Source organism: Streptomyces sp. CA-250714, assembly GCF_050936705.1.
Classification (GTDB): domain Bacteria; phylum Actinomycetota; class Actinomycetes; order Streptomycetales; family Streptomycetaceae; genus Streptomyces.
This window is the reverse complement of the sequence record NZ_JBNJMI010000002.1, coordinates 1,288,384-1,310,448: the sequence shown is the minus strand read 5'-3', so window position 1 is coordinate 1,310,448 and position 22,065 is coordinate 1,288,384. Positions and strand designations below refer to the sequence as shown.

Sequence of the window (22,065 nt, the reverse complement as noted above, 5' to 3'; positions counted from 1 at the left end):
TGGTTGCTCGCGCAGTTCCCCGCGCCCCTTCGGGGCGCGTCCCCCTTTCCTCCGTCCAGCGTGTCGTTCCGGCGGTCGCCCGCCGTGGGCAGCTTCGCGGATCGCCCGTCCGCCGGTGCCCTGTGGTCGCTCGCGCAGTTCCCCGCGCCCCTTCGGGCGCGCGTGGCGGTTTTGGTGCCACTATGGATAAAGGCCACAAATGCGGAGGAAAAGATGTTCGAGCCGGACGATATCCGGGAGTGGCGCGGGCACGCTGTGGTGGACGCGGCCGGGAGCAAGATCGGATCGCTGGAGTCGGTGTACGTGGACACCGGCACCGATCAGCCCTCGTTCGCCACCGTGACCGTCGGCCTGCCGACCCGGCACCGGCTCGTCTTCGTCCCGCTGGCGGGAGCCACCGTGGGGCCCGGATATCTGAAGGTCCGGTACCCGAAGAGCCTGGTTCGGGACGCCCCGTCCATCGGTACCGACGATGTTCTCCCGGCCACGGACGAGCCATCCGTCTTCGCGCACTACGAGATCGAGTACACACCCGGCGCGGGTGGCGAGCGTCGCCTCGCGCGCCGCTGAGACGGGGAGGCCGAGATGGCGCTGTTCCTGTTCCTGGTCCTGGTGGCGATCCTGCTGGGGATCTTCGGCTCTGTCCTCGAAGGGCTGTTCTACCTGCTGGTCGTCGGCATCTTCGTGGCGCTGATCGCCTTTCTCTACGCGGCCTACCGGATCACGTCCCGCACCAACCGGCGCCATCCGCGCTGAACGGGCCCCATGACGGGCCCGCACAAGATTGTGTCCGTGATGTAAATGTAAGGACAACAGCTCTTTACGTCATCCGGGCACCGTGCCAACCTTCCGGGACGATCTCTGGCGCAAGGAGGGGGCCCGGATGGGAGTCATCGCGCGGCGAACCGCGCTGACCGCCGCCGTCCTCGGGGCGGGCTCGGCGGCGCTCGCAGGGTGCGGGAGCCCGCTCGATCCACGCGGGGGCGGGGGAGGGGACGGGGAGAAGGCGCTCACCATCGCCACCAACGCCGTCCCGGGCGGCAAGAACGCCGACGAAGCCGACTGGATCATGCAGTGGGTCATACCCCGTTTCGTCCGCCGGCAGCGGGCCAAGGGTGTGGATGTACGGGTCAGATTCCTGCCCAGCGGCGTCGACGACGAGCAGTACAAGACCAAGCTCGCCCTCGACCTCAAGGCTCATGCGGGCCCCGACATCATGTCGTTGGACGGCATCTGGGTCGGCGAGTTCGCGCAGGCCGAGTACATCAGGCCGTTGCGCCAGGTCGCCGGGCCCGGCATGGCCGACTGGGAGGGCTGGCGGCAAATCAGCGCCAAGGTGCGCTCCCTCGCCCGCTTCGAGGGCGAGCTCTACGGCATTCCGGCAGGCACCGACGCACGCGTCCTCTACTTCCACAAGCCGCTCTTCCGCAAGGCCGGGCTCCCCGCCGACTGGCAGCCGCGCAGCTGGCAGGAGATCCTCGACGCCGCCCGCAAGCTGAAGCGCCTGGAGGGCGTCACCCCGCTCCAGATCAACGCGGGCACCGCGATGGGCGAGGCCACCACCATGCAGGGGGTGCTGCCGCTGCTGGCGGGCGCGGGCGGACGGATCGCCAAGGGGGACCGCTGGTATGGCGACACCCCCGAACTCCGCGCCGTGCTCGGCTTCTACCGCGATGTCTACCGGCACGGTCTGGGCGATCCGAAGCTCCAGCAGGAGGCCAAGGGCCGGGACAAGTCCTTCGAGCGGTTCGCGGAGGGCAGGCTCGGCATCCTCGCCGAGGGCGACTACTTCTGGCGGGATGTGATCTCCCCCGAGACGGGCACCGCGCCCATGAAGCATCGTGACAACGATGTCGGTTTTGCGCTGATCCCGGCCCGTGCCCGCCGCGAGGGGACCGGCGGCCTGGACCACGTCAGCCTCTCCGGCGGCGCGGTCCATGTGCTCAACCCGCACACCCGCCACCCGCAGCAGGCGTTCGAACTGCTGACCGCGCTGCACTCGGCGGCCGCGCTGAAGGCCCGGCTCGGCGACGCCGCGATGATCACCGAGCGGGACGACGTCAACGACGCGGTCCTGGACAAGGACCCCATGCTGCGCTTCTGCGCCGACAAGGCGCTGCCCGTCACCACCTTCCGGCCCCCGCTCGCCGCCTACACCGCCGTCTCCATCGCCCTCCAGGAGGCGACGGCCCAGGTGGTGGCGGGCCGGAGCCCCCGAAGAGCCGCGCAGGCATACCGCAAGGAGTTGGAGGAGGTGCTCGGTGGCAGCGACCACATCATCGGCTGAGACCCCCTCGCCTGCGGGTCCCCGGGGGCAGGACGGGGACCGGGGACAGGGCGGAGCGGCGGCGGGCGCGGCAGCGGGACGTGACGACGCGGCCGGGCTCGGCCGGCGCAGGGCCGCAGCGTTCGTGGCGCCCGCGCTGGTGCTGATCGCCCTCTTCCTCGTCCTGCCCGCCGTCTGGACGCTCTATCTGGGCGCCACCGACTACCGGCTGACCGGCATTCCCGCCATCGACCCCAGCTTCGTCGGGTTCGACAACATCACCAAGGCGCTCGGCGACGAGGGATTCCTGCGCTCGCTGCGGCTCACTCTCGTCTTCGTCCTCGGCTCCGCCGTCATCGGCCAGGCCGGGCTCGGCTTCGCGCTCGCCTGGTGGATGCGGGAGCGCTCGGGCTGGCTGAAGACCACACTCGAAGCGCTGGTCATGCTCGCCTGGATCCTGCCCAGCTCGGTCGTCGCCTTCCTGTGGATCGCCTTCCTGGACCGGGACGGCGGCACCCTCAACGAACTGCTCCGCACGCCCGGCGCGGCCTGGCTGCTGGACCATCCGATGCTGTCGATCGTCGTCTACAACATCTGGCGCGGCAGTGCCTTCTCGATGATGCTCTACAGCGCGGCCCTCGGGAACGTGCCCGCCTCCCATCTGGAGACCGCGCGGCTGGCCGGGGCGAACGGCTGGCAGCAGCTGCGGGATGTGGTCTTCCCGCGCATCCGGGGCCACATCCTGACGAACCTGCTGCTGATCAGCCTGTGGACGTTCAACGACTTCACACCGTTCCTCATCACCGCCGGCGGCCCGAACGGGCAGACCGAGACGCTGCCCGTCCACATCTACAAGACGGCCCTCGGCAGCGGCGAATTGGGCTACGGCGCCGCGATCTCCTTCCTGATGCTGCTGATCAACCTCGTGGTGGCGGTGATCTATCTGCGGCTGCTCGGCCAGAAGAACAGGAAAGGCCGGAAGGGCACGTTCCGGACGGTACGGAAGAACAAGCGGGAGGAGACGGCGTGAAGAGGGATACGCACCCTGTTCCGGCGCTGCTGCGCGGCGTCGGCGTCTACGTCCTGGTCGCGCTCGCCCTGGCGTTCTTCGCGCTGCCCATGCTGTGGCTGGCCAGCGCACCCTTCGACAGCCATCCGGGTATCACCGCCTCGCTGCCCGACTTCACCCTCGCCAACTTCGAACGGCTGTGGAACAACCCCAACGCCGTCAACTCACTGGCCAGTTCGCTGATCCTGGCCGTCGGCAGCGCCGTGCTCGTCGTCGGCCTCTCCGCGCTCGCCGCCTACGCGCTCAGCCGGGTCCGCATCCGGGGCCGGGACGGGCTGCTGTACGCGCTGCTGCTGCTGTCCTCCATCGTCACGGGCACGGCCGCGATGGTGCCGATCTTCCTGCTGGCGGCGGAACTCAACCTGGTCGACTCCTACTTGGGCGTCATCCTCGTGCTCACCGGCGGACTACTGCCCGCCGCGATCTTCATCCTCAAGGACTTCATGGACACCACGCCGCGCTCCTACGAGGAGTCGGCGCGGGTCTTCGGAGCCTCACCGCTGCGCGTCATGAAGGACGTCGTCGTCCCCGTCGTACGGCCCGGACTCGCGACGGTCGGCGTGTGGACCGTCGCCCAGGTGTGGGGCAACTTCCTCATTCCGTTCCTGCTTCTGCGCTCGCCCGACAAGTCGCCCGCCGCAGTGGTGATGTACACCTTCTACACCGAGGGCGGCCAGCCCGACCTGGCGCTCATCTCCACCTTCTCGCTGCTCTACTCCTTGCCGGTCGTGCTGATGTTCCTCTTCGTCAGCCGCCGCTACGGCTTCCGCTTCCACGGAGGGATCAAGGCCTGATGGCAGACATCACCCTGAACCGACTCGCCAAGGTCTACCCCGGCGGTGTGCGGGCCCTGCACGATCTGGACCTGACCGTCCGCGACGGCGAGTTCTTCGCCCTCCTCGGCCCCTCCGGCTGCGGCAAGTCCACCCTGCTGCGCACCATCGCGGGCCTGGAGACCGCCAGCTGCGGCACCGTACACATCGGCGACCGCGATGTGACGGCCCTCCAGCCCGGCGAGCGCGACATCGCCATGGTCTTCCAGGACTACGCCCTCTTCCCGCATATGACGGTCGAGGAGAACATCGCCTACCCCCTGAAGATCAAGAAGCTGAGCAGGGCGGAACGCGCCGCCAAGGCCCGGGAGACCGCCGAGGAACTCGGCCTCGGGCACCTGGCGGAGCGCAGGCCGGGCCAGCTCTCCGGTGGCCAGCAGCAGCGTGCCGCGCTGGCCCGCGCCATGGCCTGCCACCCGAGGGTCTTCCTCTTCGACGAGCCGCTGTCCAACCTGGACGCGCGGATGCGGCTGGAGGCCCGTACCTTTCTCAAGAAGCTCCAGCGGGAACTGGGCGTCACCACCGTCTTCGTCACCCACGACCAGGCCGAGGCGCTGGCCATGGCCGACCGCCTCGCCGTCATGGAGGGCGGCGAACTGCGGCAGGTCGGCACCCCCACCGAGGTCTTCCGCCGCCCCGCCAGCACCTTCGTCGCCTCGTTCATCGGATCGACGCCGATGAACCTGGTGGACGGCGAGATCACTTCGGACGGCGGCGCGGTACGCGTGGCCGGCGCCGAGCTGCCGGTACCCGATGCCGCCGCCTCCCTGGCCGCAGCGGGGGAGAAGGTCGTCTACGGCATCCGCCCCGAGTATCTGAGATGGTCCGACACGGCCGTGGAAGGCGCCGTCGCGGGCACCGTCTCGGTCGTGGAGAACCTGGGCAGCGCCCAGTTGGTCACCCTGGAGTGCGAGGGCGACGTGAGCGTGCAGATCGTCGTCCCGGAGGACCACGAGCCGCAGCCCGGCGGACGCGGATGGGCACTGCCGCGGAACGACCGGGCGCTGCTGTACCGCGACGGCAACCTCATCGCGGCGCCTGCCGAAGCGGACGAGGCGGGTGGAGCGGCGGACGGAGCGGCGGACGCGGCGGAGACGGTGCCCTCGTGACGGCCCGCGAACAGACCCACCGCGGTACGTGGACGATGGAGCACCGCGCCCAGGAGGTGCTGCGGGCGCTCCCCGTCGACGTACCCGGCGGCACCGGCGCCCTCACCGTCACCCTCAGCTACCCGCGCGGTGCAGGAGTGCTCGACCTCGGACTCCTCGGCCCGTACGGGGAGTTCCGCGGCTGGTCCGGCGGGGCGCGCGACACCGTCACCGTGACGGAGGACTGGGCCACCCCCGGCTATCTGCCGGGCCCGGTCACCCCCGGCAGCTGGCAGGTACTGGTCCGGCTGCACCGGATCCCGCCACAGGGGCTGCCGTACGAACTGCGGGCACGGTTCGACGGCCAGGTGCCCGCCGCGCCGTCGAGTGCCGCGCCACGGCCGCTCGCCCAGGCGGACCGCCGCCCCCGGCGCACAGTGCCGGCGCTGGACGGAGCGCAGTGGCTGGCCGGCGATCTGCACGCCCACACGGTGCACAGCGACGGCGCACTGACCGTCGACGAACTGGCCCGTGCCGCGGCCGCCGAGGGCCTGGACTTCCTCGCCGTCACCGACCACAACACCGTCAGCCACCACCCACGGCTGGCGGCCGCCGGCAGCCGCCAGGGCATCCGGCTGCTGCCAGGGCAGGAGGTCACCACCGACCTCGGCCACGCCAACGTCTTCGGCGACACCGGGTGGATCGACTTCCGGCGCCCGGCCGGGGAATGGCTGGCACAGGCCGACGCCGCGGGTGGTGTCCTGTCCGTCAACCACCCGCTGGCCGGCGACTGTGCCTGGCAACTCCCCTTCGCCGAGCGGCGGCCCCGGCACGCCGAACTGTGGCACCACACCTGGCAGGACCGGCGGCACGGGGCGCCGCTCGCCTGGGCGCTGGCCTGGCGGGACGATGTGATCCCGGTGGGCGGCAGCGACTTCCACCGGCCCGAGCAGGGCCGACCACCCGGCGCGCCCACCACCTGGGTGCTGTGCGCGGACGGCGACGTCCTGGGCGGTCTGGCCGCGGGCCGTACCGCCGTGTCGGCCGCGCCCGACGCGCCGGTGCTGCTGCGGTACGGCGATGAACTGCTCGCCCTCGACGCGGACGGCACCGTGCTGGTGCGGCCCAGTGGCGCCCGCACGGTCGTGCGGGGCGACGCCGTGCGCCTCCCGGCGCGGGAGGGCATGCACCGGTTGGAGACCCATACCTGTGAGGTGGTCGCGTTGTGCGCCTGACCCGCGCCGTGGCGACGACGACCCCAGGAGAAGCGGCAGCCGCGTGCCGCGGTCACCCGCGCACCGAAAGGAACGCATGCACGTCCGCATAGCCAACGCCCCCGTCTCGTACGGGATATACAGCCCCGAGGAAGCGTCGCTCCCGCCGGACGAACTGCTCGGCACCTTCCAGGAGCAGGGCTACCAGGGAACCGACAGCGGGCCCCTCGGCTATCTCGGCGAGGGCGAAGCCCTCATCCGGCGACTGGCCCGGCACGGGCTCGGTCTCGCGGGAGGCTGGGCCGACCTGCGCTACGGCGGGGACCCCGAGGCGTTCGCCGCCGACCTGCGCTCCCTGGACCACACGCTGGATGTCTTCACCTCCGTCCCCGTGGACGCCGAGCGCTTCGCCCCACGCCCCACCCTCGCCTGCCCCGCGGACCCGGAGCGCTTCGCGGCGCCGGGCGTTCCGGTGGACACGGGCCGCCAACTCGCCGACAGGGACTGGGAAGCGTTCGCCGCCGATGTGCAGCGGGCCGCGGACCGGTGCCGGGAGCGCGGGCTGGAGCCTGTCTTCCACCACCATCTGGGGACCGCGGTCGAAACCCCGGAGGAGACCCGTCGGCTGCTGTCCCTCACCGACATCTCCCTCTGTCTGGACACGGGGCACTGGTGGCTGGCAGGGGGTGACCCGGTGGCCGCTGTGGCGGAGTTCGGGCCCCGCATCCGCCAGGTGCACCTCAAGGACGCGGACCGCGCGGCGCATGCGCGGGTGCGCCGCGCCGGCGGGGACCTGTGGGACGTGGTCGCCGGGGGCGGCTTCCGCGCGCTGGGGGAGGGCGACATCGACTTCGCGGCAGTGCTGGGGGCTCTCCGCGATGTGGAGTACACCGGCTGGCTCGTCGTCGAGCAGGACGCCCCGCCCGCACCCTCCGCGCCGGACCTGGACCGCATCACCGCCGATCAGCGAGCGAACCGCGAACTGCTCCGTGAGAAAGGGCTGTAGACCATGACCGCCAACCCCACACGCCCGGAGGCCCGGCTGCGGGTCGCCGTCGCCGGGCTCGGGGCCATTGCCCGTACCGCACATCTGCCGCTGCTGGAGCGGCGCCGCGAACTGTTCGAGATCACCGCGCTGTGCGATCTGTCCCCGGGCGCCCTCGCGGAGCTGGGCGACCGCTACGGTGTGCCGCCGCAGCACCGGCACACCAGCACGGACGCGCTGCTGGCACAGGGCGGGTTCGACGCCGTACTGCTGCTGACGTCCGGCTCGCACGGCCCGGCCGCCGAGGCCACGCTGCGCGCCGGGTACGCCGTGCTGTGCGAGAAGCCGCTCGCCTTCACCCGGGCCGAGGCCGCCCGGATCGCGGAGGCCGAGCGCGCGCAGCAGCGCGGGCCGCGGCTGATGGTCGGCTATATGAAGCAGTACGACCCGGCGACGCGCCGGCTGGCGACCCTGCTCACCGAGGCGGGCGGGCCCTCCCGTATCCGGTCCGCCGAGGTGTGCGTACTGCACCCCACGGGGCCCGACCAGCTGGCCTTCGCCCAACTGCCCGCGCCCTACGACGATCTGGACGCCGGGGCGCTGGCCGCGCTCAAGGCCCACGACGAGGCACTGACCGACGCGGCGCTCGGCAGCGGCGCCACCGAGGCGATGCGCTCCCTCTACCACATCGTCACCGGCTCCATCAGCCACGACCTGTCGCTGCTGCGGACGGCCGTCGGCGCCCCGGAGAGCGTCGAGCTGGCCGCCATGTGGGGCGCCTCAGCGAAGGGACCCGGCTCGGTCGAGCTGTCCGGGCAGTTGCCGGGCGGGGCGCGGTACGCGATCCGCTGGCACTTCCTGCCGCAGCACGCCGCCTACCGCGAGACGTTCGCCGTCCACCACGAGGGCGGCACCCTGGAGCTGGCCTTCCCCTCCCCGTACTTGATGAACGCACCCACGGTGCTCACCGAGACGTCGAGCGGCCCAGGCCAGGGCCCGCACGCCGAGCGGCGCGCCGAATACCGGTCGGTGACCGAGGCGTTCGAGGAGGAGCTGGTCGCCTTCCACGCCATGGTCACCGCCGGCACCCCGCCCCGCACGGGGGTCGACGGCGCCATCGAGGACCTGATCACCGCACAGCGCGCCGTCGCGGCGTACGCGGCCCGCCACCAGCTCCCCTGCGACGGAGAGGCAGCATCCGTATGAGCGCCGTGACCGGCACGGACACCCCCGGGCAGCACGTGGACGAGCTCGTCATCGTGCCGCACACCCACTGGGACCGCGAGTGGTATCTGCCCTTCCAGCAGTTCCGCCTCCAGCTGATCGGGCTGCTGGACGAGGTGCTGGAGCGGATGGAGAACGACCCGCGGCAGCGCTTCACCCTCGACGGGCAGGCCGTCGCGGTGGACGACTATCTGGAGGTCAGGCCCGAGCAGCGGGAGCGGCTGACCGCGCTGGTGAAGGCAGGGCGGCTCGCCGTGGGCCCGTGGCAGATCCTGCTGGACGAGTTCCTGTGCTCCGGCGAGAACATCGTCCGCAACCTGGAGCTGGGCCTGCGCCGCAGCCAGGAGATGGGTGGTTCGCTGCCCGTCGGCTATCTGCCCGACATGTTCGGGCACTGCGCGCAGATGCCGCAGATCCTGCGCGGCGCCGGTCTCGAACACGCCTGCGTATGGCGCGGGGTGCCGGCCGCCGTGGACAGTCACGCCTTCGCCTGGACCGCGCCCGACGGCACCGCGATCCGCACCGAGTACCTGGCCGCGGGCGGATACGGCAGCGCCGCCGGGCTGTTCGACGCCGACGACCCCGTACAGATCGCCGAGCGGGCCCGCGCCGTCGCGGCCAAGCTGCGCCCCTGGCGCCGGGACGGCTCCCCGATGCTGGCGATGTACGGCTCCGACCACACGTCACCCGCCGCCGATCTGGCCGATCTGCTGGAGCGCCACAACGATCGGCACGCCGGGGCGGGCGGGGTGCGGCTGCGGCTGGCGACCATGGCCGAGTACTTCGCCGCGCAGCCCACCGACGTCGCGGGGCTGCGCCCCGTACACGGTGAGCTGCGCAGCCACGCGCGGGCCAACATCCTGCCCGGCGTCTTCTCGGTGCGTGCCCCGCTCAAGCAGGCCATGGCCCGCGCCGAACGCGCCGTGGAGCGGTACGCCGAACCGCTGGCGGCGCTCTGGTTCGACGGCTCGGCCCAGCGCTTCCTGGACATGGCCTGGCACCGGCTGATCGAGGTCTCCTGCCACGACTCGGTCACCGGCTGCGGCTGCGACGAGACGGCGCAGCAGGTCGCCGCGCGGATCGCCGAGGCCGAACAACTCGGCCTCGCCGTACGGGACATGGTCGGCAAACAGCTCGCCGCGCATGTTCCGCACGATGCGTATCTGCTGCTCAACCCGACGCCAGCGGCGCGCACCGACCTGGTGGAGCTGGATGTCGCGGGCGAAGGGCCGGTGCACCTCGTCGCGGCCGACGGCACCGTCTTCCCGGCGCAGCCGACCGCCACCGCGCCCCGGCTGCTGGCCGACGACACCGTGCCCGCCGCCAGGCTGCCCATCGTGCTGGCCCGGGTGCACGGCAGCGAGCTGTACGGCCAGGAGATCACCGCCTGGCGGGTCGAGCCCGAGGAGCGGCTGCTGCACTTCACCGTCGCCCGGAAGAGCGAACTGCCCTTCGACATCGCCGAGGTCAAGGCCGCGCTGGCCGAGGCCGGGGGCGACGGCGGCGACTGGCGGGTGGTGGTCGAGGCGGAGCCACGGCAGCGGATCGCCGCGCTGGTCCCGGCCCCGGCGCTGGGCCACACCGCTGTACGGCCTGTCGCGGGGCCGGCTCCCGGGCCCGCGCACCCGGTGCGCACCGTGGACGGCGTACTCGACAACGGCCTGCTCTCCGTCGAGTTCGCCGAGGACGGCACCTTCGCCGTACGCACCGCTGACGGAGTCGAACTGACCGGCGTGGGCCGTGTGGTGGACGGCGGCGACCTGGGCGACACCTACAACTACGCCCCGCCGGCCCACGACGTGCTGGTCGACCGGCCCGCCGGGGTCACGGTCCGCCGTGTCGCCGAGGGCCCGCTGACCGGCGCGTACGAGATCGAACGCCGCTACGCCTGGCCCGTGGCCGGTGACTTCGCCGCCGACGGCCGCACCACCGCCACCGAGCCGACGACGGTGACCACGCGCGTGGAACTGCGCGCGGACGAACCGTTCGTACGGCTGGCCGTCTCGTTCGACAACCGCAGCGACGACCACCGCGTCCGGCTGCACGTCCCGCTGCCCCGGCGCGCCGACGCCTCGTACGGGGAGGGCCAGTTCGCCGTCGTCGAGCGGGGCCCGACCGCGGAGGGCGGCTTCGGCGAGGAGCCCGTGCCCACCTTTCCGGCCTCCGCCTTCGTCGCGGCGGGCGGCGCGGCGGTGCTGCTGGAGCACGCCACCGAGTACGAACTGGTCGAGGAAGGGAGGGAGTTGGCGCTGACGCTGCTGCGACCCACCGGGCAGATGTCCCGCAACCGCCATGTGTGGCGCGACGAGCCCGCGGGCGGCGAGTTCGCCACTCCACAGGCCCAGTGCCGGGGGCTGCGTACGGTGACCTTCGGGTTGCTGCCGTACCCGGGTGAGTGGCACGAGACGGGAGTGCACACCGCCGCCGAGTCCTTCCGGCACCCGTTCGCCGCACTGCACGGCACCGCACCCGCCGCCACCCCGCTGCCGGAAGCGGCCGAGGGGCTGTCCGTGTCGGGCGAGGGCGTCGTCCTCAGCTCCGTACGACAGCGCGGGGGCGAGTTGGAAGTACGGCTCGTCGCCCAGACCCCGCGCCCGGCCACCGCCCGGCTGGCACTGCCGGGCCTGCGCGCCGCCGTACGGTGCGACCTGCTCGGCCGCGCGCTGGAACAGGGCGAACCGTTGACCGTGCACGGCGGATCCACCGAGGTGCGGCTGCGGCCATGGGAGATCGCCACGTTCCGGCTGGGACGCTGAGAGACGAAGCCGTCGCATGCTGCGCGGCCTGCTACAGCTGGCGGGAACGCCGGGCTGGGGAGCTGCAGTTGGCGGCGACCCGCCCATCCGGATACGGCACCGTGGCCCGGTCCGGCCGCCGGGTGCTTCCGCGTGCGGCGGAATCCGCGTAGTCCGGTGCTGGTTACGTCAGCGGCAGAGGGCGAGGAGCCGCACGCGCTGGAGGACGACGTTCATGACGAGTACCGCACAGGAATGGCATCTGGTGGCTCGGCCCGTGGGGATTCCCGGCGCAGGGGACTTCCGGTTGGTGGAACGGGAGTTGCCGGGGCCCGGCGACGGTGAGGTGCTGGTGCGAAACACGTATCTCTCGATGGATCCGTACATGCGGGCGCTCATGGGCGCTGACGTGGAGGCCGACATCCCGCCGTACGAGCTGGACCGGCCGATGACGGGTGGGGCCGTCGGCCGGGTGGTCGAGTCGAGAGCCGCGGGTCTGGCGCCGGGGGACCTGGTGCTCAGCGACCTCGGGTGGCGCACCGCGGCCGTCGCCGGCGCCGGGTACTTCACCAGATTGCAGTGGGCCGAGGGGGTACCGGACTCCGCGTTCCTCGGCGTGCTCGGAATGCCGGGTCTGAGTGCCTACGTCGGGCTGACGGAGATCGCCGGGCTGCGCGAGGGGGAGACGGTGTTCGTCTCCGGCGCGGCCGGCGCGGTGGGCGGCGTGGCCGGCCAGATCGCGCGGCTGCGCGGGGCGAAGGCCGTCATCGGCAGCGCCGGCTCCGACGCCAAGGCGGAGTATCTGACCAGCGAACTCGGTTTCACGGCCGCCTTCAACTACAAGGACGGCAGTGTGCGCGAGCAGGTCTCGCGGGCTGCCCCGGCCGGCATAGACGTGTACTTCGACAACGTGGGAGGCGACCACCTGGAAGCCGCCATCGACGTACTGAATCCGCACGGTCGCGTCGCACTGTGCGGTGCCATCTCCGGCTACAACGCGACGGAGTCGCCGCCAGGGCCGCGCAACATGGCCGACGTGATCAAGAAACGGCTCACGTTGCGCGGCTTCGAAGTGGGCGATCACGCCGCTCTACGCCCCCGCTTCGTCGACGAGATGAGCAGTTGGCTGGTGGACAACAGGATCACCTTCCGGGAAACCGTCGAGCACGGCATCGGCAACGCGGTGAACGCCTTCCTCGGCCTGATGAGCGGCCGTAACACCGGGAAGATGCTGGTCCGCGTCTGACGGCGGGTCTGACGGCACGGTTCCGTGAGGCCGCACAGCGGGTGAACCTCTGTGCGCGGATCGTCATGCCCACCGGGCGGGGCCGCGGCCGACGGGCGGAGCCGCAGCCGACGGGCGGGGCAGCTTCCATCAGGAGCTGTCCGTTATGCCCGATCTGCACCGCTAGGTACCCTGAGTGGAGCACGCACGATGCCCACGTGGCGGGAAGGCGGACACATGGCTTCGGTCGGCGGAGTGCCCTGTTGGGTGAGTCTGATGACCCCCGATCAACGGGCCGCCGAAGAGTTCTACGGACCGGTGCTGAACTGGACCTTCGTGACCTCGGACGCCGGCCCCGACGCGCGGATCGCCACGGTGGACAGCCAGCCGGTGGCCGGGATCAACCAGCTGACCGCGGGTGCAGGGCCCGAGGCCGAGCGCTGGACGGTGTACTTCCATGTGGAGGACGCCGACGTGGTCGCGGAACGCATCGCCGAGCGGGGCGCGACCGTCGCGGTGGGCCCGCTGCGGGCGGGTGGCGGCCGTGCCGTGATCGCGGCCGACCGATGGGGCGCGCCGTTCGGGCTCTGGCAGGGTGACGGGCCCGCCTCCTGGTGGGTCGGCTCAGGTCCGGCGCCCGCCTGGCTCCAGCTGCACACCACCGACGCCTTCGCCGCAGCGGTCTTCTACGGCGAGATCTTCGACTGGATGGGCGACCCCAGCCACGGGGTCACCTACGAGGAGCAGTACGACGAGATCGTCGTCAGGGTCGACGGCCACGCGGTGGCCGGGCTGCGCGGCGGGGCACCGGAGTCGCCGCCCGATCCGGCCATCCGGACGCGATGGGAGCCGTACTTCCGGGTACCCGATCTTGACGCGGCTGTACGTGCCGTGGAACGGGAGGGCGGCGCGGTCGCCTCCCCGCCCCAGGCGGGCCCCCTGGGGCGGACGGCGACGCTCCGTGACCCCAAGGGAGCCTCCTTCTGTCTGCTCAGCACCTAAGGAGCACACCATGCAGGAGAACGACAAGAACGGTCCCGTGCAGGACGACGAGGCCAAGAAGCGGCTGCGCGGCGAGCTGCGCTCCAACCGCGAGGAAGCGCGCGAGATGGAGCCCTCGGGCGAGGACCAGCCCGAGCCCTTCCGGGACCCGCAGGCCCTGCGGACCGGCGGCACCCCCGCCGGGATGACCCCTCGCGACGTCGAACTGCGCTCCGAGATCGCCCAGTACTTGGGCCGCCATCTGTACCCGACAGGGCGCGAGGAGGTGCTGGACGCGCTGCGTGCCGAGCACGCTCCGGACCGGCTCGTGGAGATGGCCCAGGGGCTCCCTGCGGACGCCCGCTTCACCAATGTGCAGGAGCTGGCCCGGGCGCTGGGCCTGCACACCGAGACCCGCCGCAGCTGAGCCGCCCCGCTCCGGGGCCTCGCCCCGCGCTCCGCACGGGGGTGCACCCCGCGCTCCGGACGGGCCGCGTCCCGCAGGGGCGCGGGGAATCTGCGGGGGCTGCCACGACGCGCCCGTACCCGCACGCCACCCGTTCGGGGGGACATGCCTGCCGTGGGGAGCGGGAAGCGGGGAGCGATGAAGTTCTTCCATGACGTCGAGGCCAGGATGGAGCGCCTCTCCGGCTCCCTGTGGCGGTTGTTCCCCCGCCCTGCCGGGGAGCCGGTGGAGGTGCTCGAGGCACTGCGCCGCGAGTGCGACGCGAAGGCGGTGATCGTGGGCCGGGACCGCACCGTGGTGCCCAACGCCTTCGAGTTGGAGCTGCCCGCCGAGTCCTACGCGCGGCTGGCGGACGAGGCGGGCGCGGTCGGCGAGCGGCTGGCGTCCGAGGTGCGAAGGCACGCGGCCGAACGGCACTTCAGCTTCGCGGGCCCGGTCGCCGTCCGGCTGCGGCCACCGCGCGACGGCAACGAGCTGCACCGCTACCGCCTGCACAGCAGCATCACCCCGCGCCCCTGAAGCGGGGCAGTAGGTGCCCGCGACGCCGGGCGGCACCGTTCCCCCGACGCCGCGCAACAAGGTCGATCAACGCCGACCAACAAGTCGCACAGAAAAGCGCGTCCCGGCCATTGACACCCCTTTCCGGCCCTCCTTAGTGTCACATCGCTATTTCGAACGCGTGACGAAATCTCGAACGTAGCGAAGAACGACACACAGGAGCGGCTCTCGTGCGCATCACCGGTATCAGTACCCATGTGGTCGGGACGCCTTGGCGGAACCTGACCTACGTACAGGTCCACACCGACGAAGGACTCACCGGCGTCGGCGAGACCAGGATGCTGGGCCACACAGACGCGTTGATCGGCTATCTGCGGGAGGCGGAGGCCAATCACATCGCGGGCTCCGACCCGTTCCGTACCGAGGACCTGGTACGCCGGATGAAGTACGGCGACTACGGGCGCGCCGGCGAGATCGTGATGTCCGGCATCGCCTGTGTGGAGATGGCCTGCTGGGACATCAAGGGCAAGGCGCTGGGCGTACCCGTCTGGCAGCTGCTGGGCGGCAACGTCACCGACACCGTCAAGGCGTACGCCAACGGCTGGTACACCACCGAGCGCACCCCCGAGGCCTACCACCAGGCCGCCAAGGCCGTCATGGCGCGCGGCTACCGCGCCCTGAAGATCGACCCGTTCGGCACCGGGCACCTGGAACTCTCCCACGAGGACACCCGCTACGCGGTCTCCCTCATCGAGGCGGTGCGGGATGCCATCGGCCCCGAGGCGGAGCTGATGCTGGAGATGCACGGCCGCTTCGCGCCCGCCACCGCCGTCCGGCTCGCCCACGAGATGGCACCGTTCCGCCCGGCGTGGCTGGAGGAGCCGGTGCCGCCGGAGAACCTCAAGGCGCTTGCGAAGGTTGCCGACAAGGTGGACATCCCCGTGGCGACGGGGGAGCGCATCCACGACCGGATCGAGTTCCGGGAGCTGTTCGAGAGCCAGGCCGCCGACATCCTCCAGCCCGACCTCGGACACCTCGGCGGCATCGCCGAGACCCGCAAGCTGGCAGCCACCGCCGAGACCCACTACATGCTCGTGGCCCCGCACAACGTCGGCGGCCCCGTACTGACCGCCGCCAGCCTCCAGATGGGCTTCGCCACCCCCAACTTCAAGATCCTGGAGCACTTCAACGACTTCGCCGACGCGGAGATCAAGAAGGTCGTCAAGGGCGCGCCGCAGGTCGACCCCGAGACGGGCTGCTTCCACCTCTCCGAAGCGCCGGGCCTCGGCGTGGAGCTGGACACCGACGCGGCGGCCGAGTTCCCCCAGCAGCGCGCCCACTTCGACCTGTGGGCCGAGGGCTGGGAGACCCGCAACCCCGACGGCGGCGACCGGTGAACCCCGCCCCGGACGGCGGCCTCGCCGTCGTCCTGGACGCGCCCGGCACCGCCCGCCTCGTCCCGCACACCCCGCGCCCGCCCGGCCCGGGAGAGGCGCTGGTGCGGGTGCACGCGGCCGGGATCTGCGGCAGCGACCGGGAGCTGTACCAGGGCAACCGCCCGGCGCCGTACGCGCGTTACCCCGTCACGCCGGGCCACGAGTGGTCGGGCACGGTCGAAGCGACCGGCGAAGGCGCGCCCGGCTCGCTGGTGGGGCGCAAGGTGGTGGGGGAGGGGTTCCGCAACTGCCAGGTGTGCGAACGCTGCCACACCGGCGACACCACGCTGTGCACCGCCGGATACGCCGAGACCGGGTTCACCGAACCCGGCGCCATGGCGCCCACCCTCACCCTCCCGGCCCGGCTGCTGCACCCGCTGCCCGACGACGCCGATCTGACGGCCGCCGCACTGCTGGAGCCCGCCGCCTGCGTCGCGGCCGCCGCGCTGCGGGCCCGGGTGCGGCCCGGCGACCGGGTGGCCGTCGTCGGCGACGGCACGCTGGGGATGCTCGCCGTCCGGCTGCTGGGCCTCGGCTCACCCGCTCAGCTGCTGCTGGTCGGCGCGCGCCCCGAACGCGCGTCGCTCGCCGCCGAGTTCGGCGCCACCGACTACCGCCACCACCAGGACACCGAAGGGCTCGGCGGCTACGACACCGTCGTCGAGGCGGCAGGCGTGCCCGGCGCGGCCCGGCAGGCGGCCGGGCTGCTGCGGCGCGGCGGCCGGCTGGTGCTGACCGGCATCCCGCCCGCCGGAACAGCGGAACTCGACCCGGCCGCGCTCGTGCTCGGCCAACTGCGGGTGGCGACGGTCTTCGGTGCCCCGCCCGCCGCGTGGGCGCACGCGGTGCGCGCGTTCTCGGCCGGGCTGCTGGACCCGCTGCCGCTGGTCACCCACCGGCTGCCGCTGTCCGAGTTCGAGAAGGCCCTCGCACTGGTCGCCGAGGGCGACCCCGCCGTCGGCAAGGTCCTGCTGCACCCCTGAAACCCCGGCCTCCGCCCCGTACCGAAGGAGCCCCGTGACCACCAGCACCACCCCCCGCCTCCCCGGCGAACCGGCGCTCGGCGCGCTGGGCCTGGCCGCACCCCGGCCCGAGCCCGCCGACGCCTCCCCGCACACCTTCCCCGACGGCGGCCGATGGCGCACCGAGGTGCCCTCCTGCGAGGGGCCCGAGGCGCTGGCCGTCGTCCTCAAGGAGGCCGGGCGGCTCGACGTGCCGCTGCACCGCATCAGTCAGGGCAGCGGCATCTGGATGCTCACCGACGCCGAGATCACCGAGATGGTCGAGGCGTGTGCCGAACGGGACATCGAACTGTGCCTGTTCACCGGCCCGCGCGGCACCTGGGACACCGGCGCCGCCACCCGCACCGACTCCGGCGGCGCCGGGCTGCGGGCGCGCGGCCACAGCGCGCTCGCCGGCTGCGTCGAGGACGCCGTACGCGCCACCGAACTGGGCGTGCGCTGCCTGCTCGTCGCCGACGAGGGTGTGCTGTGGACGCTGCACAGAGCACGCGCCACCGGCATCCTCCCCGCCGACACCACGCTGAAGGTGTCCGCGCTGATCGGCCCGGTCAACCCCGCCTCGTACGCCGTCTACGAGCGGCTCGGCGCCGACTCGCTGAACGTGCCCAGCGATCTGACGCTCGACCACCTCACCGAGATCCGGCGGGTCAGCGCAGCGCCCATGGACATGTACATCGAGGCGCCCGACGACCTCGGCGGCTATGTGCGGATGTACGAACTGGCCGAGCTGATCCGGCGCGGTGCCCCGCTCTATCTGAAGTTCGGGCTGGCCAAGGCCCCCGGCCTCTACCCGTCGGGCCGGCATATGCGCGACACCGTGCTGGACACGGCGCGCGAACGGGTACGCCGCGGCCGGCTCGCCCTGGACCTGCTGGTCCGGCACGGCGCCGAGGGCGGTATGTCCCCGCTCGGCTCCCGGCTGCCGGGCCCGCTGCACCGCTTCGAGCACACCGAGCCTGAAGGGAACTGACATGCGCACCCGCAGATGCCGTATCGCCGCGTCGGCGGTGCTGGCCGCCGCGCTCGTCGCCGGGCTGACCTCCTGTGGCCAGGAGGCCCGCGGCGGCAGCCGATACCAGCCAGAGAAGGGCAAGGGCGGCACCATCGGCCTGGCCATGCCCACCAAGTCGTCCGAGCGGTGGATAGCCGACGGCAAGAACATGGCCGAGCAGTTCCGGAGCGCCGGGTACAAGACCGACCTCCAGTACGGGGACGACAAGGTCGAGAACCAGGTGGCGCAGATCGAGAACATGATCACCAAGGGGCACCGGCTGCTGGTGATCGCCGCCATCGACGGCTCGGCCCTCAGCGACGTCCTCAAGCAGGCCGCCGACGCGAACATCCCCGTCATCGCCTACGACCGGCTCATCCTGGGCACCAAGAACGTCGACTACTACGCGTCGTTCGACAACGAGCGCGTCGGCGAGCTCCAGGGCCAGTACATCCTCGACCGGCTCAAGCTGAAGAAGCCGGACAAGGACGCGGACAAGAGCTACAACATCGAGCTGTTCGCGGGCTCGCCCGACGACAACAACACCAAGTACTTCTGGAACGGCGCGATGAAGAAGCTCAAGCCGTTCCTGAAGTCCGGCCAGCTCGTCGTGCGCAGCAAGCAGACGAAGATGAACCAGGGCTACACCCCGGCATGGAACGGCGGTGTGGCACAGAAGCGGATGGACGACCTGATCAGCAAGAGCTACGGCAGCGAGGATGTGGACGCCGTGCTCTCCCCGTACGACGGCATGTCCATCGGCATCATCTCCGCGCTCAAGAGCGCCGGTTACGACACCAAGGAGCATCCGCTGCCCGTCGTCACCGGCCAGGACGCCGAGCTGGCCTCCGTGAAGTCCATCGTCGCCGGGAACCAGACCCAGACCGTCTTCAAGGACACCCGCAAGCTCGCCAAGCAGGCCGTCCAGATGGGCGACGCCGTACTCACCGGCAAGAAGCCGAAGGTCAACAACACCACCGACTACGACAACGGCAAGAAGGTCGTACCCGCCTATCTGCTCAAGCCCGTCTCCGTCGACAAGAAGAACACCCAGCTCCTCATCGACGAGGGCTACTTCACCAAGGGGCAGCTCAAGTGAGCCCGGCAGCGGACAGCGAGGAGCCGGCGCGCCCCGTCCTCGAGATGCGGGGCATCACCAAGACCTTCCCCGGCGTCAAGGCGCTCAGCGACGTCAACCTCACCGTGCGGCCCGGTGAGATCCACGCCGTCTGCGGCGAGAACGGCGCGGGCAAGTCGACGCTGATGAAGGTGCTCAGCGGCGTCCATCCGCACGGCAGCTATGAGGGTGAGATCCACTTCCAGGGCGAGCCGGTCGCCTTCAAGGACATCCGCGCCAGCGAGCAGCGCGGCATCGTCATCATCCACCAGGAGCTGGCACTGGTGCCGTTCCTGTCCATCGCCGAGAACATCTTCCTCGGCAACGAGCAGCGCACCGCCCGCGGCCTCCTGGACTGGAACGCCACCATGCAGCGGGCGACCGGACTGCTGCGGCGGGTGGGACTGCGGGAGAACCCGCAGACGCCCGTCGCCGACATCGGCGTCGGCAAACAGCAGCTGGTGGAGATCGCCAAGGCGCTGTCCAAGGAGGTGAAGCTGCTCATCCTGGACGAGCCCACGGCGGCGCTCAACGACGAGGACAGTTCCACCCTCCTCGACCTCATCCTGGAACTGCGCGAACAGGGCATCGCCAGCATCGTCATCTCCCACAAACTGGGCGAGATCCGCCGTATCGCCGACACCGTCACCATCCTGCGCGACGGCCGCACCATCGAGACGCTGACCGTACGCGAACACCCCGGGGACAACCCCGAGTTGTCCGAGGACCGCATCATCCGCGGCATGGTCGGCCGCGACCTCGACCACCGGTTCCCCGACCGCACCCCCTACGACGGTGAGCACAGCACCGCCCTGGAGGTGTCGGGGTGGACGGTTCGGCACCCCGTCGACCAGCAGCGCAAGGTCGTCGACGACGCCTCGCTGACGGTGCGCAGGGGCGAGATCGTGGGCATCGCCGGGCTGATGGGCGCCGGCCGCACCGAGCTGGCCATGTCCGTCTTCGGCCGCTCCTACGGACGGTACGAGTCAGGCACAGTAAGGGTCGCGGGCCGCGAGGTACGCACCAAGACCGTGCCCGCCGCGATCGACGCGGGCATCGCGTACGTCACCGAGGACCGCAAGCAGTATGGCCTCAACCTCCTCGACACCATCAACCGCAACGTCTCGCTGGCCTCCCTGACCGGGATGGCGCGGCACGGCGTGGTGGACGAGCACCACGAGACCTCGGTGGCCGAGCGCTACCGCAAGTCCATGAACATCAAGGCCCCCACGGTCCACGAGCAGACCGGCCGCCTCTCCGGCGGCAACCAGCAGAAGGTCGTGCTCAGCAAGTGGATCCACGCCGACCCCGAGGTGCTGATCCTCGACGAGCCGACCCGGGGCATCGACGTGGGCGCCAAGTACGAGATCTACACCGTCATCGACAAACTCGCCGCGCAGGGGAAGGCCGTGCTCTTCATCTCCTCCGAACTTCCCGAGCTGCTGGGGATGTGCGACCGCATCTACACCATGGCCGAGGGCCGCCTCACCGCCGAGATCGACCGTGCGGACGCCACCCAGGAAGTCCTGATGCGCCACATGACCCGGAACAGAAGCTGAGGCCCGCCATGACCACCACGACCAAGCCCACCCCGCCCGCCGAGCCCGAGGACGCGCCGCCGCCCGTGCAGGCCGCTGTACGGTCGGCGGGAGCCGTGCTGCTGGAGAACATGCGCGGCCATATGCGCCAGTACGGCATGCTCACGGCGCTCGTCTTCATCATCGTGCTGTTCCAGATATGGACGGACGGCACGCTGCTGCTGCCGAACAACGTCTCCAACCTGATCCAGCAGAACGGCTACATCCTCATCCTGGCCATGGGCATGATGATCGTCATCATCGCCGGCCATATCGATCTGTCCGTCGGCTCGCTGGTGGCCTTCGTCGGCGCCATGTCGGCCGTGATGATGGTCAAACACGATATGCCGTGGGCGTACGCGCTCATACTGTCGCTGCTGATCGGCGCGGTCGCCGGGGCCTGGCAGGGCTTCTTCATCGCCTACGTCGGCATCCCGTCGTTCATCGTGACGCTCGCCGGAATGCTGCTCTTCCGCGGCCTGACGCAGATCGTCCTGGAGGGCCAGTCCCTCTCGCCCTTCCCGGAGGGCTTCCAGAACCTCGCCAAGGGCTTCATCCCCGAGATGGGCCCCTACACCCAGTACCACAACCCCACGCTGGTCATCGGCCTCGTCGCGCTCGTCTTCCTGCTGCTGCGCGAATACCGGGACCGCAAGCGGCAGCTGAAGTACGAGCTCGAAGTGCTGCCCACCGGGCTGTGGGTCGCCAAGTGCGTGGCCCTCTCCGCCGCCGTCATCGCCTTCACCCTGACGCTCGCCAGCTTCCACGGCATACCTGTCGTCATGCTGGTGATGGGCGCACTGCTCATCGGTCTCGGCTATGTGATGCGCAACGCCGTCATCGGCCGGCACGTCTACGCGCTCGGTGGCAACAAGGCCGCCGCCAAGCTCTCCGGCGTCAAGGACCAGCGGGTCACCTTCCTGGTCTTCGTCAACATGGGCGTCCTGGCGGCACTGGCCGGCTGCGTCTACGCGGCCCGGCTCAACGCGGGCACCCCGCAGGCGGGTCTCAACTTCGAACTCGAAGCCATCGCCGCCTCCTTCATCGGTGGCGCCTCCATGAGCGGCGGCGTCGGCACGGTGATGGGCGCCGTCATCGGCGGTCTCGTCCTCGGCGTCCTCAACAACGGCATGTCCCTCGTCGGCATCGGCACCGACTACCAGCAGGTCATCAAGGGCCTGGTACTGCTGGCCGCCGTCGGCTTCGACGTCTGGAACAAGCGCAAGGCCGGTCGCTGACCGGCAGTTCTCCCGCTTCAGGGGCGGCCCTCACGCCCCGGCTTTCGCCGGGGAGGGCTGCCCCTGGCTGCGCGTTGCGGGCTGGGGGTGGCTTGTGGCC

General features: G+C 71.2%; 20 protein-coding genes. All 20 read left to right on the top strand.

Annotated elements, in window-relative coordinates:
• The first annotated feature begins 213 nt into the window (after positions 1-213).
• The 20 genes from ACQEU8_RS24770 to mmsB all read left to right on the top strand — a co-directional run bounded on the left by ACQEU8_RS24770 (position 214) and on the right by mmsB (position 21,965).
• Positions 214-570: a PRC-barrel domain-containing protein gene (locus ACQEU8_RS24770; protein ID WP_433104692.1), complete on the top strand. Its 357-nt coding sequence runs from the start codon at positions 214-216 to the stop codon at positions 568-570.
• Positions 571-585: 15 nt separating this feature from the next.
• Positions 586-756 carry a hypothetical protein gene (locus ACQEU8_RS24765; RefSeq protein ID WP_433104690.1) on the top strand — a complete coding sequence of 57 codons (171 nt, stop codon included), beginning with the start codon at positions 586-588 and terminating at the stop codon, positions 754-756.
• 127 nt (positions 757-883) lie between these two features.
• Entirely contained in the window at positions 884-2,287 is a 1,404-nt protein-coding gene (locus ACQEU8_RS24760; protein WP_433104688.1) for an extracellular solute-binding protein, read from the top strand.
• Complete coding sequence (locus ACQEU8_RS24755; protein ID WP_433104686.1) at positions 2,262-3,296, top strand: carbohydrate ABC transporter permease; 1,035 nt, start codon at positions 2,262-2,264, stop codon at positions 3,294-3,296. The genes ACQEU8_RS24760 and ACQEU8_RS24755 overlap by 26 nt, the downstream gene beginning before the upstream one ends.
• A complete protein-coding gene (locus ACQEU8_RS24750; protein WP_433104684.1) occupies positions 3,293-4,129 on the top strand; it encodes a carbohydrate ABC transporter permease in 837 nt (278 codons plus the stop codon). Before ACQEU8_RS24755 ends, ACQEU8_RS24750 begins: the two co-directional genes overlap by 4 nt.
• Positions 4,129-5,277 carry an ABC transporter ATP-binding protein gene (locus ACQEU8_RS24745; protein ID WP_433104682.1) on the top strand — a complete coding sequence of 383 codons (1,149 nt, stop codon included), beginning with the start codon at positions 4,129-4,131 and terminating at the stop codon, positions 5,275-5,277. Before ACQEU8_RS24750 ends, ACQEU8_RS24745 begins: the two co-directional genes overlap by 1 nt.
• Complete coding sequence (locus tag ACQEU8_RS24740; RefSeq protein ID WP_433104680.1) at positions 5,274-6,491, top strand: CehA/McbA family metallohydrolase; 1,218 nt, start codon at positions 5,274-5,276, stop codon at positions 6,489-6,491. The genes ACQEU8_RS24745 and ACQEU8_RS24740 overlap by 4 nt, the downstream gene beginning before the upstream one ends.
• Positions 6,492-6,567: 76 nt before the next feature.
• Positions 6,568-7,476 (top strand): TIM barrel protein, encoded by a 909-nt coding sequence (locus tag ACQEU8_RS24735; RefSeq protein ID WP_433104678.1) that lies wholly within the window; start codon positions 6,568-6,570, stop codon positions 7,474-7,476.
• A gap of 3 nt (positions 7,477-7,479) precedes the next feature.
• On the top strand, positions 7,480-8,661 hold the full coding sequence (locus ACQEU8_RS24730) for a Gfo/Idh/MocA family protein (protein ID WP_433104676.1): 1,182 nt from the start codon (positions 7,480-7,482) through the stop codon (positions 8,659-8,661).
• Entirely contained in the window at positions 8,658-11,435 is a 2,778-nt protein-coding gene (locus ACQEU8_RS24725; protein WP_433104674.1) for an alpha-mannosidase, read from the top strand. The genes ACQEU8_RS24730 and ACQEU8_RS24725 overlap by 4 nt, the downstream gene beginning before the upstream one ends.
• A gap of 214 nt (positions 11,436-11,649) precedes the next feature.
• Positions 11,650-12,660: an NADP-dependent oxidoreductase gene (locus ACQEU8_RS24720; protein WP_433104672.1), complete on the top strand. Its 1,011-nt coding sequence runs from the start codon at positions 11,650-11,652 to the stop codon at positions 12,658-12,660.
• Positions 12,661-12,915: 255 nt separating this feature from the next.
• Positions 12,916-13,641 carry a VOC family protein gene (locus tag ACQEU8_RS24715; protein ID WP_433104670.1) on the top strand — a complete coding sequence of 242 codons (726 nt, stop codon included), beginning with the start codon at positions 12,916-12,918 and terminating at the stop codon, positions 13,639-13,641.
• Positions 13,642-13,651: 10 nt separating this feature from the next.
• Positions 13,652-14,047: a DUF2795 domain-containing protein gene (locus tag ACQEU8_RS24710; protein WP_433104668.1), complete on the top strand. Its 396-nt coding sequence runs from the start codon at positions 13,652-13,654 to the stop codon at positions 14,045-14,047.
• Between the two features lie 177 nt (positions 14,048-14,224).
• Positions 14,225-14,605: an FhaA domain-containing protein gene (locus ACQEU8_RS24705; protein WP_433104666.1), complete on the top strand. Its 381-nt coding sequence runs from the start codon at positions 14,225-14,227 to the stop codon at positions 14,603-14,605.
• 209 nt (positions 14,606-14,814) lie between these two features.
• Positions 14,815-15,981 (top strand): mandelate racemase/muconate lactonizing enzyme family protein, encoded by a 1,167-nt coding sequence (locus ACQEU8_RS24700; RefSeq protein ID WP_433104664.1) that lies wholly within the window; start codon positions 14,815-14,817, stop codon positions 15,979-15,981.
• Positions 15,978-17,003 (top strand): zinc-dependent alcohol dehydrogenase, encoded by a 1,026-nt coding sequence (locus ACQEU8_RS24695; RefSeq protein WP_433104662.1) that lies wholly within the window; start codon positions 15,978-15,980, stop codon positions 17,001-17,003. Before ACQEU8_RS24700 ends, ACQEU8_RS24695 begins: the two co-directional genes overlap by 4 nt.
• Positions 17,004-17,037: 34 nt before the next feature.
• The gene (locus ACQEU8_RS24690) at positions 17,038-18,012 is read left to right on the top strand and encodes a hypothetical protein (RefSeq protein WP_433104660.1); all 975 of its coding nucleotides are present in this window, start codon (positions 17,038-17,040) and stop codon (positions 18,010-18,012) included.
• A gap of 1 nt (position 18,013) precedes the next feature.
• Positions 18,014-19,132 carry a multiple monosaccharide ABC transporter substrate-binding protein gene (gene chvE, locus ACQEU8_RS24685; RefSeq protein WP_433104658.1) on the top strand — a complete coding sequence of 373 codons (1,119 nt, stop codon included), beginning with the start codon at positions 18,014-18,016 and terminating at the stop codon, positions 19,130-19,132.
• Positions 19,129-20,709 (top strand): multiple monosaccharide ABC transporter ATP-binding protein, encoded by a 1,581-nt coding sequence (gene mmsA, locus ACQEU8_RS24680; RefSeq protein ID WP_433104656.1) that lies wholly within the window; start codon positions 19,129-19,131, stop codon positions 20,707-20,709. Before chvE ends, mmsA begins: the two co-directional genes overlap by 4 nt.
• A gap of 8 nt (positions 20,710-20,717) precedes the next feature.
• Entirely contained in the window at positions 20,718-21,965 is a 1,248-nt protein-coding gene (gene mmsB, locus ACQEU8_RS24675; protein ID WP_433104654.1) for a multiple monosaccharide ABC transporter permease, read from the top strand.
• Positions 21,966-22,065 lie beyond the last annotated feature (100 nt).